This window comes from Microcoleus sp. N3A4, assembly GCF_036701805.1.
GTDB lineage: Bacteria > Cyanobacteriota > Cyanobacteriia > Cyanobacteriales > Microcoleaceae > Microcoleus.
The window spans coordinates 56,909-70,543 of the sequence record NZ_JAUBRJ010000001.1; the positions used below are offsets into that span (position 1 = coordinate 56,909).

Genomic DNA, 13,635 nt, shown 5'->3' on the forward strand with positions numbered 1-13,635 from the left:
AGAATCCATCAATACGTAGTCGTAGGTTGGGCACAGGCCGAGAAGAGCAATCTTCTTGCAGTCTAGGGGAGGTTGTAGGTCAGCCACCATTTGGGTCTTCCCAGTTGAAAGCCACCCTGCAACATGAGCCTGGAATCTGCAACCGCAGCCGAGTGCGGCAGATCGGTTGGGAGTGTCGCGCTAGAATAAGCAGTACGAGTAGGGACACGGCAATGTCTTGTCCCTACGAGAACACAAACGCTCCTTAATTGCGAGCGTGACCTCGAAACGGGCACATAGCAGCAGGTGATGGGAATAAATCATGTTTGAACGCTTCACAGAAAAAGCAATAAAAGTAATCATGTTGGCCCAGGAAGAAGCTCGCCGCCTGGGTCACAACTTCGTAGGGACAGAACAGATCCTCCTGGGTCTGATCGGTGAAGGAACCGGGGTTGCAGCTAAAGTCCTGAAATCAATGGGGGTCAACCTCAAAGACGCTCGGATTGAAGTTGAAAAAATCATCGGCCGCGGTTCCGGCTTCGTAGCAGTAGAAATTCCGTTCACCCCCCGCGCCAAGCGGGTTCTAGAACTATCCCTCGAAGAAGCTCGCCAACTCGGACACAACTATATCGGCACCGAGCACCTGCTGCTAGGCCTGATCCGCGAAGGTGAAGGAGTAGCGGCCAGAGTCTTAGAAAATCTGGGAGTAGACTTGTCGAAAGTCCGCACCCAAGTCATTCGGATGCTGGGAGAAACCGCAGAAGTCGCAGCCACTGGCGGCGGGGCCCGCACCAAAACCCCAACCCTCGACGAGTTCGGTGCCAACCTGACTCAAATGGCGGTCGATGGCAAACTAGACCCAGTAGTCGGACGGCAAAAAGAAATCGAACGGGTAATTCAAATCCTCGGTCGCCGCACCAAAAATAACCCGGTGCTAATCGGCGAACCCGGAGTCGGCAAAACCGCGATCGCCGAAGGTCTGGCCCAACGCATCGCTAACAACGACATCCCAGACATCCTCGAAGAAAAGCGCGTCGTTACCCTCGACATCGGCTTGCTCGTCGCCGGCACTAAATACCGGGGCGAATTTGAAGAACGCCTCAAAAAAATCATGGACGAAATCCGCACTGCGGGTAACGTCATTTTGGTGATTGACGAAGTGCACACTTTGATCGGTGCAGGTGCTGCTGAAGGCGCGATCGACGCAGCGAACATCCTCAAGCCGGCTCTGGCAAGAGGCGAACTCCAGTGTATCGGCGCTACCACCCTCGACGAGTACCGCAAACACATCGAGCGCGATGCAGCCCTAGAGCGGCGCTTCCAGCCCGTTATGGTCGGCGAACCCACCGTTGATGAGACGATCGAAATTCTCTTCGGTCTGCGGGAACGCTACGAACAGCACCACAAGCTGAAAATCTTGGACACGGCCCTGGAAGCCGCAGCCAAACTATCTCACCGTTACATCTCCGATCGCTTCCTACCAGACAAAGCAATTGACCTAGTAGACGAAGCAGGTTCGAGAGTCCGCCTGATCAACTCGCAACTGCCCCCTGCCGCCAAAGAACTTGACAAAGAACTGCGCCAAGTCCTGAAAGATAAAGACGAAGCGGTGCGTTCTCAAGACTTTGACAAAGCCGGAGATTTGCGCGATCGGGAAATGACCATCAAAGCCGAAATTCGCGCTATTTCCCAAGCCAAAAAAACCGACTCGGCCCGCACCGGCGAAACCGACCCATCGCCAGTAGTTACTGAAGAAGATATCGCCCAAATCGTGGCAAGCTGGACGGGCGTCCCGGTCAACAAACTGACCGAATCTGAATCCGAAAAGCTGCTGCACATGGAAGACACGCTGCACCAGCGCTTGATCGGACAGGAAGAAGCAGTCAAAGCCGTTTCCCGCGCCATCCGCCGCGCCCGCGTCGGCTTGAAAAATCCCAATCGCCCGATCGCCAGTTTCATCTTCTCCGGGCCCACCGGCGTCGGCAAAACCGAACTCACCAAAGCCCTAGCCGGCTACTTCTTCGGTTCAGAAGACGCCATGATTCGGCTGGATATGTCCGAATACATGGAACGTCACACCGTCTCCAAACTCATCGGTTCTCCTCCGGGCTACGTCGGCTACAACGAAGGCGGCCAACTCACAGAAGCAGTGCGCCGCCGTCCTTATACCGTCGTGCTGTTCGACGAAATCGAAAAAGCCCACCCCGATGTCTTCAATATGCTCCTGCAAATATTGGAAGACGGCCGCTTAACCGATGCCAAAGGTCGCACCGTGGACTTCAAAAACACGCTGCTGATCATGACATCAAACATTGGTTCTAAGGTCATCGCAACAGGCGGCGGCGGCCTCGGCTTCGAGTTCAGCGAAAACCAAACCGATGCAAATTACAACCGCATTCGCTCCTTGGTTAACGAAGAACTCAAAAACTACTTCCGCCCAGAATTCCTCAACCGGCTCGACGAAATTATCGTCTTCCGCCAGTTGAACAGAGAAGAAGTCAAGGAAATCGCCGTCATTATGCTCAAAGAAGTATTCGGCCGCTTGACAGAACAGGGAATCACGCTGGAAGTGACCGAAAAATTCAAAGAAAGGCTGATAGAAGAAGGCTACAACCCCAGCTACGGAGCCAGACCCCTGCGTCGCGCCATTATGCGGTTGCTGGAAGACAGCTTGGCTGAGGAAATCCTTTCTGGCCGCATCAAAGACGGCGACATCGCCCTTGTGGATGTGGGCGAGGATGGAGTTGTTAAGGTGCTGCAAGGTCAAAAGCGGGAATTGCTACCCCAAGGTGCTGAGTAAGTGCCAAGGCGTGTGAAGTTTTGAAATAACAAATTTTGCAGCCGCAAACAACTCAAAATCCTCACATAAAAAAAGGTAGAGAATTTTAATTCTCTGCCTTTTTTATGAGTTAAAATCAAGAGAATGCACTACACTTTTCTAAGTATCTTCGTCTCAAAAAATATTAGACCGATCGACTCGGTTTCTGTAGGGCGGCGCCCCCGTGTTCGCCCTTCCGGGTTTCTGAATACCCCAACAAAGTTTTACGTTTAATTAGAGCGAGCTACTTCAACGGCAATTAGATAATTAGCAAGAACTATATAGTGGAGAAATAAATGACATCTGAAAAAAAAAAATTGGGTACAGAAGTAGCAGAAAATCCGGCTGATACTTCGACTTCGCTCATCACAAGAACCTGGTGGCAGAAAGCCTGGAAGTCGCAGCGAGAAAATCTTCAAATAGTAATTATTGCTTTGAGTTTAGCAATAGTTATTCGAGCGTTGGTCGCCGAACCGCGCTTCATCCCCTCAGATTCTATGGTACCAACTCTCCACGTGGGCGATCGCGTCGTAGTCGAAAAAATCTCCTACTACCTCGAACCTCCAAAAACTGGCGACATCATAGTATTTGCCCCGCCCGAAAAGTTGCAAGAACAAGGCTTTACCCAAGACCAAGCATTCATCAAGCGGATAATTGGCTTACCGGGTCAAACCGTCGCTGTTAAAAAAGGTTTAGTCTACCTCAATGACAAACCAATCGTCGAAAAATATATTGCCGAACCTCCTAAATACCAGTGGGGGCCTTATCGCGTCCCGGAAAATCAATACTTCGTGATGGGAGACAACCGCAACAACAGCAACGACTCCAGCAGGTGGGGATTTTTACCTAAGCAGAATATCATCGGCCGCGCTGTAGTGCGGTTTTGGCCTCTAGAACGCATCGGGGAAGTTTGAAGAAGTCAGTTGTCAGTTGACAGTTGACCGTTGTCAGTTGACAGTTGTCAGTTGACAGTTGTCAGTTGACAGTTGACAGTTGTCAGTTGACAGTTGTCAGTTGACAAGTTAAGACTTAATTGCATTTGTCAATCAGTAATATTACTCAAAAAAACTGCTTTTTTAGGAGTGGAAAATTCACGATTTGAGAGGGAGTAGGTATAAATATCACCCTCGGCACGATCGCACGATCGCCCAAATCTCAGTTTTCGGCCCAAAATCCGAGTAAATGTTGAGCATAATTTGCTGATTGACAAATGCTTTCTCAGCTTAACTTGTTACCAATGGTTGACAGTTGACTGTTGTCAGTTGACTGTTGTCATCGCAAGCTCCATTCCCAATGCCCCATTCCCAATGCCCCATTCCCAATGCCCCATTCCCAATGCCCCATTCCCATGCCTTATCCTGTACGGAAATTTCTACTGATTCTTGTGCCTTGAGGGGTAGGGACTTCCTCCGGCAACTGATAAAATAGTACAAATAGCAGCGGGAGTTCTCGCCTCGATCGAAATTAGTTAAATATTAAAAAATTAGGAAAGCTATGGGATTTTTTGATTCAGAAATTGTTCAGCAAGAAGCCAAGCTGTTGTTTGAAGACTATCAATCTCTCATCAAACTAGGCGGCAATTACGGCAAATTCGATCGCGAAGGCAAGAAAATGTTCATCGCTCAGATGGAATCAATGATGGAGCGCTACCGTATTTTTATGAAGCGCTTTGAGCTGTCTGAGGACTTCATGGCTCAGATGACTGTAGAGCAGTTAAAAACACAGCTCAATCAATTTGGCATCACGCCCCAGCAGATGTTTGAGCAAATGAACTCAACCCTAGAGCGGATGAAATCTGAGCTGGAAAAACAATCGTAAGATCGGAGAAAAAAGGAAGGCACAACACGGATTTTGACACGGATACACGGATTAATTATCGAGTGTGAGCCAGAAGCCAGAAGTCAGAGGAGAAATAATGGGTAATTGTCAACTGTCAAACACCAACTGCCAACTGCCAACAGTCAACAGTCAACTGACAACTGACAACTGACAACTGACTGATAATTAAGGCCGCTCAAAATTTGAAGCAGGTTTGAAACTTTCTGCGGGAACGCCCTGCAAAGCTTGGCTCATAAAATCGCGCCAAACAGGGGCGACAATAGTACCGCCAGTAGCACCGTAGCTCATCGGTGTGTAATCGTCATTGCCCATCCAAACAGCCACCGACAACTGCGGTACGTAACCCACAAACCAGATATCCCGTTCTGAGGAAGTTGTACCAGTTTTCCCAGCCGCCGGTCGCCCAAGTTGGGCCGCCCTTGCGGTTCCGTTGTTAATCACCCCTTGGAGGGCACTGTTGACAGATGCAGCAGCCCAGGAATTGAGAACTAATTTGGGTTTGGGCGTATTGTCGAGCAAGACGTTGCCGCTGCTGTCAGTGACTTGCACGATAAACGTGGTGTCAGAATGCCAGCCGTTATTCGCGAAGGTAGCAAAAGCTCCGGCCATTTCTAAAGGAGTCAGGTCAACTGCACCCAAGGGCAAAGAAATCACCGGTTCCATCGGACTTCTGATGCCGAGCACCCGGCAAATCTCAATCACTTTATTCAATCCGACTTCTTGACCGAGCTTGACGGCGGGAATGTTCAGCGATACTTCCAATGCTCTGCGGATGGTGACGGCACCGGAGAAGCCGCCGCCGTAGTTTTGAGGGTAGTAGTAGCCGTCGCCGTCGCGGTAGCCGACCGGGGAGTCGTAGACAACTGAATCGGGGCTGTATTTGCCGCTAGCAAAGGCAGCGTAGTAGATAAAAGGCTTAAAAGAAGATCCGGGCTGGCGGCGTGCTTGAATGGCGCGGTTGAACTGACTCTTTTTGTAATCGACGCCCCCAACCATTGCTTTGACGAAGTGGGTGCGGGGATCGACGGCGGCTAGGGCAATTTGACCTTGGTCGCGATCGTAAAACAGCCCTTGGTAGTAAAGCCGATCGTGCCACGCTTTGACGGTTTCTTCGGCTATGCGCTGCATTTTGAGGTCGATCGTGGTTTGAACGCGCATTCCTCCCTTGAGCACGGCATCTCGCCCGAAACGCCTAGTTAGCTCTTGGACTACGGCTTGTGTTACGTAAGGAACTTGAGAGGTGCCAAAAGAGGTAATTTGGCCTAGCTTAATTTTTTGTTTGCTGGCGGCAACCTTTTGGGCGGGCGTAATCCATTTGAGATCCTCCATCCGGGTTAAAACTCTTTCCTGCCGCTCTTTTGCCAACTTGTAATTGACGAAAGGACTGTATTCTTCGGGGGCGGAAATTAAGCCGGCCAGCATCGCTGCTTCTGAAAGAGTCAAACTATCTGCTGACTTGTTGAAATAGCTGCGAGAGGCTGTCTCTACGCCGTACAAGTTGTGACCTAAGTAGATTTGATTCAGGTACAGTTGCAGAATTTGGTCTTTGTTGAGAATTTGCTCCAAGCGGATAGACATTACCGCTTCAGCTATCTTGCGGCTAAATTTTGACTGGGGAGATAGAAATAGGTTTTTGACTAGCTGCATAGTCATCGTCGAGCCGCCTTCAACGGTTCTACCTTTTTCTAGGTTGACTATGAGAGCTCGGGCTATCCCGCCGGGGTTGATGCCTTTGTGGGTGAAGAAGTTGCTATCTTCGATCGCCAGAACAGCCCGTTTTAGGTTCGGGGAGATTTTGTCAAGGGGTACGACATCCCGGTTGGCTTCGTCGTGGATGCTGGCTAGGGGCTTGCCGTTGATGTCGTAAATGTGGGTAGTTTCTGTGGGAGAGTAGGTTTGCAAGATGCGAACATCTGGCAAATTGCGGAAGCTGATCGCTAAGCCAACCAGTCCGCCTGCTACTACGGAACTGGCAAGCATTGTCATGCTGAGTATGGTTCCGGCGGTCACTTTACTGACTGACTGAACAAACTCGAATACAGGGGCTGAGTTTTCCGTATTTTTGCGGACTGCGTTGGTTGACACGTGGATTTCACTTCCTCAATCGATGTGGGGCTTAAGACTTTTAATTTTAGATGCGAACCCTAGAGACTGTCAGTCGATTTTAGATTTTAGATTTTAGATTTTAGATTTATTCCACAGATGAATCTGGGAGTTTGAACAAGAGTCTAAAATTTGGGGATCTCCACGACTGTTGTCGGGGGCTGGTATCCGTTTTTGGGCGGGGTCAGCTAATGAAAGCCGGTCAGCTTTGGGATTATAGTAGCTTCATAGTTATGTTTTTATGCGTCAACCAGTGAGTGTAACTAATTCTGCTGCACTTTGGCAAAATATGATGGACGATCGCTCCCCTATGATTTCTCCTAACTTTTCTGGAATTTACCGCGGCGTCAGCGAGATTTTTCCCGATCGACCTGATTCTAGCAACCCTGACGAAAATTTAGCCCAATTGCTGGCAAAAGTCGATCGACCGTTGCGCGTCAAACTCGGAATTGACCCGACAGGCAGTGACATTCACTTGGGACACAGCATTTGCGTCCGCAAGCTGCGAGCATTTCAGGATGCCGGTCACACAGCCGTACTGCTCATCGGAGATTTTACCGCAAGAATTGGCGATCCGACAGGGAAGTCGGAGATGCGAAGCCAGTTGACGGCCGAACAAGTGGCGGAAAATGCCAAGACTTATTTAGACCAAGTGCGTCCCATTTTAGATTTTGACACACCCGGACGTTTGGAAATTCGCTACAACTCCGAGTGGTTGTCGAAATTGGACTTGGCGAAGATTTTGGAACTGCTGGGGACGATGACGGTGCAGCAAATGCTCGCTAAAGAGGGATTTGATAATCGGATGCAGCAGGAAAATGCAATTTATCTGCACGAGTTTCTGTATCCACTAATGCAGGGTTACGATTCGGTGGCTTTGGAAGCGGATGTGGAGTTGGGGGGAACCGACCAAAAGTTTAATATTGCGGTGGGGAGAGATTTGCAGCGACATTTTGGGATGAAACCGCAGTTTGGTTTGCTGATGCCGATTTTGATCGGGACTGACGGCGTACAGAAGATGTCGAAATCTTTGGGAAATTATGTAGGTTTGTCGGAAGACCCGCTGACGATGTATTCTAAGTTGGAGAAAATTGCCGATAGTTCGATCGCCCAGTATTTTGAACTATTGACAGATTTGCCGCTTGATGAATTGCCAGAAAATCCGCGAGAAAAACAGAAGCTTTTGGCGGTCGATGTGGTAAGTCAGTATTGCGGGAAGGAAGCAGCCGATCGCGCACAACAAGATGCAATGGCGCTGGTTAAAGGTGCTGCGGGACAAGCGGATGCTGTGCCCGAGTTTTCTTTGGCAAACGTGCAGTTTCCGGCTAAGTTGTTTTATATTCTGAGTGCTAGCGGACTTTGCAAAAGCAGCGGTGATGCGCGGAAGTTGATGCAGGGCGGCGGGGTGAAGTTGGAGGGCGATCGGGTTTCTGATGTTAACCTCACTTTTGAATCACCTGTTGATTTATGCGGTAAGGTTTTGCAAGTGGGCAAAAATAAGTTTGTTCGATTGGTGTCTTGAGTCTATTTTTTTACCGCCGATAAACGCAGATGAACGCTGATAATCGAATTATTGTTGCTTTGGATGTTTCGAGTCAAGAAGATGCGATCGCCCTTCTTGACAAACTGCCTGATGTATCTTTCTGGAAAGTGGGTTTGGAACTGTTTGTGAGTTCCGGGCCGGGGATTTTGGAAATTTTAAAACAGCGGGAAAAGCGGATTTTTCTCGATTTGAAGTTTCACGATATCCCGAATACTGTGGCTGGTGCTTGTCGGGCTGCTGCTAAGTACAATGTGGATTTATTGACTATCCATTCTACTTGTGGTAAAGATGCTTTGAAAGCGGCACAGTTGGCTTTGACTGAAGGGGCGGCGGCTGTCGATCGACCGACTCCTAAGTTGATTGCAATTACTCTATTGACGAGTTTGAATTCGCGACAGTTGGCTTTTGAGTTGAAAATACCTTTGGAGTTGCCGGAATTTGCTTTGCACATGGCATTGTTGGCTAAGGAAACGGGTTTAGCTGGGGCTGTTTGTTCTCCGCAAGAAGTGGAACAGTTAAGAATGAGTTGCGGGGATGATTTTCTGTTAGTTTGTCCCGGTGTGCGTCCGAAATGGGCCGATGGGGGCGATCAAAAAAGAGCGATGACTCCAAAGGCAGCTTTGAAAGCTGGTGCGGATTATCTGGTGATTGGGCGGCCGATTACTGCTGCACCCGATCCGGTGGCGGCTTTTGCGCGTATTTGTGAAGAGTTGGAGTAACAATAGAAATGTTTTTTTTAACCGCAGATCAACGCCGATGAACGCCGATGGAATTTTATCTGCGTTCATCTGTGTTTATCTGCTGATATCTGCGGTTGCAACTCCGACTTTGGCAGTTAATTTGGTGACAAATCATGCTAACAGTATCAATGCAAGTCGGTATGGTTTGTTAGCCAGATCGCCCTGTCCTGCTGATTTAGAAACTCTGGTCGATCGCCTGTTGCAAGATTTGCCTAGTTATGCTAATCGCGTAATTGTGCGATCGCACTTTTCTCCTAACAAAAACACACCGCCCGGTTACGCGCTGCCTCAAATAATTTTAGCCGGTCGCCCGGAGTTTGAACCGTTACCTTTAAATTCTGGGGATGCACTTCCTGAAAATGCCAGTCAAGTTTTCATTACGACTTTGGAACGGCAGTATCGCGGGGGAAAACGAGTTGAGATTCAGCAGTATCACTGGCTGTTTCTAAGTAAAACGGAGAACGGATGGGAGTTAGTAAAAATTGTTTCTAGGTATGGTACGGTGGCGGATGTTCGTCCTTTATTCGGACAAGATAGCGATCAAAGCGAAATTGCTGAGGCAATTCGTTTGTGGCTGCGAGATTGTCAGGCAAAGCCATAACTTTCGCTGGTTCAGATGATTTTTTTTACATTTAAAAATAGCCTCTTGACAGCACGTCATCTTCGTCTAGTTCATCTTTACCAATCATCCCTTCAATCTCACTTAAAAATCTCATAAAAACTTCCGGTGCAAAGGGGTTGTTATCGAGATGGCTTACAAAATAATCTCGATTTTTCTTTCTTCCCTCTACTGTACTAAAAGCACTTCTTATATTAGACGATAAGCGTTTTGCTTTTCTCAGAATTAGTATCTCATCAATAGCTGTGAGTGATGAGCTAATCGGCGACATATCAAGCCACTCACATAGCAAGAAATACTTGGCTCCTGGTACACTCAATTTTACATCCAGGGCAGTTGCTGCGCCCTCTTGAAACATGGTTTTATCAAGATTTGTTTTACACTCAGCCGCAACATAAGCAATATTTGCCTCGCGGGAGGTAGTCTCCTTAAAATCTTGGTTATGAGAGGCTTTTAGAAATATTTTTCTACTAATCGCAAAATCTTGATCCTTGGCTCGAATACTCATCCCACCGCCTTTTGGACTGAGTTTTAAACTTGACTCAAATCGTAGTGATGAAAAACACTGTGTTGGGCCAAAGGATAATTCTTTGTCCTTTAATGAATCTGCAAATACGGTTGTAACTAAGATAGGTATAAATTCTTCAATAATTGAGTTGTCAAGTTTTAATTGCCCTTTTTGACGGTACAAAAAATCATTGTCACTGTCAAAAATTAGTTCAACGTCAATGTATCGCTTATAGGAGGTTAGATGGGATACCATCTCTGAAACAACTGTCAGATCGTCCCCCCTGATGTTTTTAAGCGTTTCCAACCATTTTTTATAGTGTTCGATTGCTTGATTAACACGCCGTTTATCTGTAGGAGGTAATTTCTCGTTATCAAGTAATGCTGCTAGTTTGTCCCCATGTGGTTGAGCTAAATTAAACATAATTTTCTTCTTTTGGGTTGAGTATTTCAATGGTTTTCCGTGAACGATGCAGATCGAAATAAGGTGAGGGCTGTACTGTGGCCACCTTATCGATAGCATCCTTGATTTCATATTTTACTTGTTCATTCGCTACGGAATAAGCCGATATTAAAGCTTCTATAGAAAGAGTTCTGGCTTGATGTATGGCAAAATAATACTGTAAGTCTTCTCTTTTTGTAAAGTGTAGTATATCTTCTTTGATAATTTTTCCATAACGATTTAGAAAACTTCTTTCTTGACGGATATCTAAGCTAATTCCCAATACTTGACAAGCAACTTCTGCAACTAACTCCCCGTTTAAAAAAGGCGTTCCTCTAATATTTGATTCTTTACCTACTACAAATATCATTCTACTGTTAGGGCTGCATATTCTTAACAATTCTTGCAAAGTATAGGCGATGTCTAAGCAATATTGAATGACAGTTAGAAATCTATTACTTCTATGCTTGCGATTAGAACCAAACTCTGATTTTGCCACCTCTAAAATTTTCCAGTTTAGTGCTTCAGTAGAACCGCGATACTGCTGATGATAGTTAAATACATTGATATAAGGGGGGGAGGTAATCACAAGATTGACGCTGGAGTTTTGTAAGGGAACGTGTCTTGCATCGGCATTGTAGGCATTTATCTGCTTTTTACTATAGGGTAGTTTAAGGACAAAAGTAGCGATATTTGTCGCAATTGTAAAAACTCTTGATTTGGTAAGTTTTTTGTTTTCTAAGTCGAGCAATATCACTAATACTTCATTTAGAATATTAAGGAACTTTTCTTCATCATCAACGGCTACGTCTACAATTTTATCTATTAAATCATTGGGTGTAAGTTCTTTTTGTATTGTTTGGAAGAGTGGCATTCTCTCCCATATCTCTGTTTTTAGTTGAGCGAGAAAACAATTGATACATTTTTCACGCTTTATTGGTGAAAGAGTGATGAATTTATAAGTGTTAGCTAGGATTAAACCTGCTGGGTTGATTTCTGTTCCGCAGGCTTCCAGTCCGAATCTTCCTGCCTCATATAAAACTGTTCCACTACCTAAAAATGGATCAAAAATCACACTATTTTTATTAGCATATTTATCAATCAAAGTTTCGATGAACTGGGGTGAAAATTGCCCTTTCCAAGGAAGTGGATTAGTACGTTGCTTATCTTCAATGTCTAATAGTTCTTGAGCAATTTCTTGTCTATTGATAGGAGTTTCACTAAAAATACTAGAGACAACCATAATTCGGATTTTTACTGCGGGGCGTGAATTTGTGAATGGAAAGCGGGAACTTGTTTTGTAGATGGCAGGTAAAAATCAGAGATTGTTGGTGAAACCCGCCCGCTACAAATTGCAAATGAAAATTAATTATAATTTTTCGATGGTTGGGGCGGGTTTTAAGATTGTGGGTAAAAATCAGAGATTGTTGGTGAAACCTGATCCGACAAATCAACAAGAAAAATTCATTACATTACAATTGCTCTTTTAATTCATCCAATTTAGCCTTGATAGCCTGCATATCTTGCCACATAAACCATTTCGGAGTTTCCGGTTCGCGGGAGGGATTTCGCAGCAAGTACGATGGGTGAAAAATTGGCATACACAAACGATTTTCCCATTCAATCCACTGACCTCTGATTTTACTTATCGGCCGCTTGTCGTTTAGCAAACCTTTGAGGGCTGTTGCACCGGTTAATAAAATAATTTTGGGGTCTAAGATGCGAATTTGTTCTAGCAAGTAAGGTTTGCAAGCTTCGATTTCTTTTGCTGTCGGAGGGCGGTTGTTGGGAGGGCGACACTTGATGACGTTGGCAATAAATACGTCGGTTTCTGCACTCAATCCCACGGATTCTAAAATCTTATCTAACAGTTGGCCCGATCGCCCGACGAAGGGCAATCCGGTTTCGTCTTCGTTTTGTCCGGGCGCTTCTCCCACAATCAAAATTGAGGCTTGAGGATTGCCGCGCCCGATGACAGCGTGAGTGCGCGTATTGCCCAATTCGCAGCGGTGACAGCGGTTGCAGTGCTCGCCGATTTGTTCCATATTTTGATAAGTGCCGGGAGGAATCGGAATTTTGGCATTTGCTGGTATTGAGTCAGTTTGGAAAGTGGCACTTTGATTGTTGTCAAAAAGGCTCAGTTGCAAGTCGCTGGACATACATTTTACAATTAGGGAGATTTTTTTGAGTCTAGAGTTTATAGTTTAGATCGGGTTTGGTGATTTGAGATTGGCTAGAAGCTTGTATGCGATGCTGTCGATTCCCTACGGGATAGCTACGCTCGCGCGTACAATCTCAAATTAATACTCGCAAGTCTCACATTATTTCGTTGAGCTCGTACAGGCAAAAATATGTTCTCTAACCCGTTTTTTGACGATCGCGCCGATGCAGGCGAAAAACTGGCCGAGGCAGTTCTGGGCGAGCTCGGCAAGTTGAATTTAACGGCACAGGAGGCTGTTAAACCGATTGTTTACGCCTTGCCGCGCGGAGGTTTGCCCGTTGCGGTGCCGGTGGCGCGCCGCTTGGGCTGTCCTTTGGATGTGGTTGTCGCCAAAAAAATTACTCGCCCAGATAATTTAGAATTGGCGATCGGGGCTGCAACTGCTGACGGCCATGTTCTCTGGCAAAAGCAAAAGCAGCACAATTTGCGCTTGCAAAAATTAGCACTGCCCCTGGCTCAAAATAATGCTCAATCTCTGCTGGCGGATTTATCTCCGGGACGCCCCAATGTCAGCGCGGGGGGGGCTTTGGCGATTTTGGTGGACGATGGCATTGCTACGGGGATGACGATGGCTGTGGCGGCGCTGGCTTTGCAGTCGCAGCAACCGGCAGCTTTGTGGATTTGCGCGCCTGTCGCCCCGGTAGATTTGATGGGATTTTTGGCCGAAATGGGCGATAAGTCGATTATTTTGGAAACCCCAGACCCTTTTTACAGTGTCAGCCGCTTTTACGGGCAATTTCCGCAGGTTGAGACGGCGGAGGCTTTAAGGTGTTTGCAGCAACAAACTGAGTGGCGATCGTAGGTTAAGCTAGAAGGCTAAATCC

Annotated in this window: 12 protein-coding genes; 7 read left to right on the plus strand and 5 right to left on the minus strand. The window is 46.8% G+C overall.

Annotated features, from left to right (window positions below; all coding sequences use genetic code 11):
• The first annotated feature begins 301 nt into the window (after window positions 1-301).
• The gene (locus tag QUA56_RS00295; protein ID WP_333351807.1) at window positions 302-2,779 is read left to right on the plus strand and encodes an ATP-dependent Clp protease ATP-binding subunit; all 2,478 of its coding nucleotides are present in this window, start codon (window positions 302-304) and stop codon (window positions 2,777-2,779) included.
• Between the two features lie 314 nt (window positions 2,780-3,093).
• Complete coding sequence (gene lepB / locus QUA56_RS00300; protein ID WP_333351809.1) at window positions 3,094-3,711, plus strand: signal peptidase I; 618 nt, start codon at window positions 3,094-3,096, stop codon at window positions 3,709-3,711.
• Window positions 3,712-4,020: 309 nt separating this feature from the next.
• Here lepB and QUA56_RS00305 read toward each other — a convergent pair whose 3' ends face one another.
• Window positions 4,021-4,230 (minus strand): hypothetical protein, encoded by a 210-nt coding sequence (locus tag QUA56_RS00305; RefSeq protein WP_333351811.1) that lies wholly within the window; start codon window positions 4,228-4,230, stop codon window positions 4,021-4,023.
• A 61-nt stretch (window positions 4,231-4,291) separates the two neighbouring features.
• On the opposite strand from QUA56_RS00305, the gene QUA56_RS00310 reads away from it, so the two are divergent.
• Window positions 4,292-4,615, plus strand: a complete 324-nt coding sequence (locus QUA56_RS00310; protein WP_006632589.1) for a DUF1825 family protein — start codon at window positions 4,292-4,294, stop codon at window positions 4,613-4,615.
• Window positions 4,616-4,801: 186 nt separating this feature from the next.
• Here QUA56_RS00310 and QUA56_RS00315 read toward each other — a convergent pair whose 3' ends face one another.
• Window positions 4,802-6,721 (minus strand): transglycosylase domain-containing protein, encoded by a 1,920-nt coding sequence (locus QUA56_RS00315; RefSeq protein ID WP_333351813.1) that lies wholly within the window; start codon window positions 6,719-6,721, stop codon window positions 4,802-4,804.
• 307 nt (window positions 6,722-7,028) lie between these two features.
• Between QUA56_RS00315 and tyrS the strand changes: the two genes are divergently transcribed.
• From tyrS to QUA56_RS00330, 3 genes are read left to right on the plus strand one after another with little or no spacing between them, the layout of a single operon-like run.
• Window positions 7,029-8,261, plus strand: a complete 1,233-nt coding sequence (gene tyrS / locus QUA56_RS00320; RefSeq protein WP_333352167.1) for a tyrosine--tRNA ligase — start codon at window positions 7,029-7,031, stop codon at window positions 8,259-8,261.
• 29 nt (window positions 8,262-8,290) lie between these two features.
• Window positions 8,291-9,001, plus strand: a complete 711-nt coding sequence (gene pyrF / locus QUA56_RS00325) for an orotidine-5'-phosphate decarboxylase (RefSeq protein ID WP_333351815.1) — start codon at window positions 8,291-8,293, stop codon at window positions 8,999-9,001.
• Between the two features lie 37 nt (window positions 9,002-9,038).
• On the plus strand, window positions 9,039-9,623 hold the full coding sequence (locus tag QUA56_RS00330; protein ID WP_333351817.1) for a hypothetical protein: 585 nt from the start codon (window positions 9,039-9,041) through the stop codon (window positions 9,621-9,623).
• A gap of 31 nt (window positions 9,624-9,654) precedes the next feature.
• On the opposite strand, the gene QUA56_RS00335 is transcribed toward QUA56_RS00330, so the two are convergent.
• The 3 genes from QUA56_RS00335 to QUA56_RS00345 form a co-directional block, all read right to left on the minus strand.
• Window positions 9,655-10,572 carry a Bpu10I family restriction endonuclease gene (locus QUA56_RS00335; RefSeq protein ID WP_333351819.1) on the minus strand — a complete coding sequence of 306 codons (918 nt, stop codon included), beginning with the start codon at window positions 10,570-10,572 and terminating at the stop codon, window positions 9,655-9,657.
• Entirely contained in the window at window positions 10,565-11,833 is a 1,269-nt protein-coding gene (locus tag QUA56_RS00340; RefSeq protein WP_333351821.1) for a DNA methyltransferase, read from the minus strand. The genes QUA56_RS00335 and QUA56_RS00340 overlap by 8 nt, the downstream gene beginning before the upstream one ends.
• A gap of 229 nt (window positions 11,834-12,062) precedes the next feature.
• Entirely contained in the window at window positions 12,063-12,749 is a 687-nt protein-coding gene (locus QUA56_RS00345; RefSeq protein WP_333351822.1) for a uracil-DNA glycosylase, read from the minus strand.
• 192 nt (window positions 12,750-12,941) lie between these two features.
• Between QUA56_RS00345 and QUA56_RS00350 the strand changes: the two genes are divergently transcribed.
• Entirely contained in the window at window positions 12,942-13,613 is a 672-nt protein-coding gene (locus tag QUA56_RS00350; protein ID WP_333351824.1) for a phosphoribosyltransferase family protein, read from the plus strand.
• The last annotated feature ends 22 nt before the right edge of the window (window positions 13,614-13,635 follow it).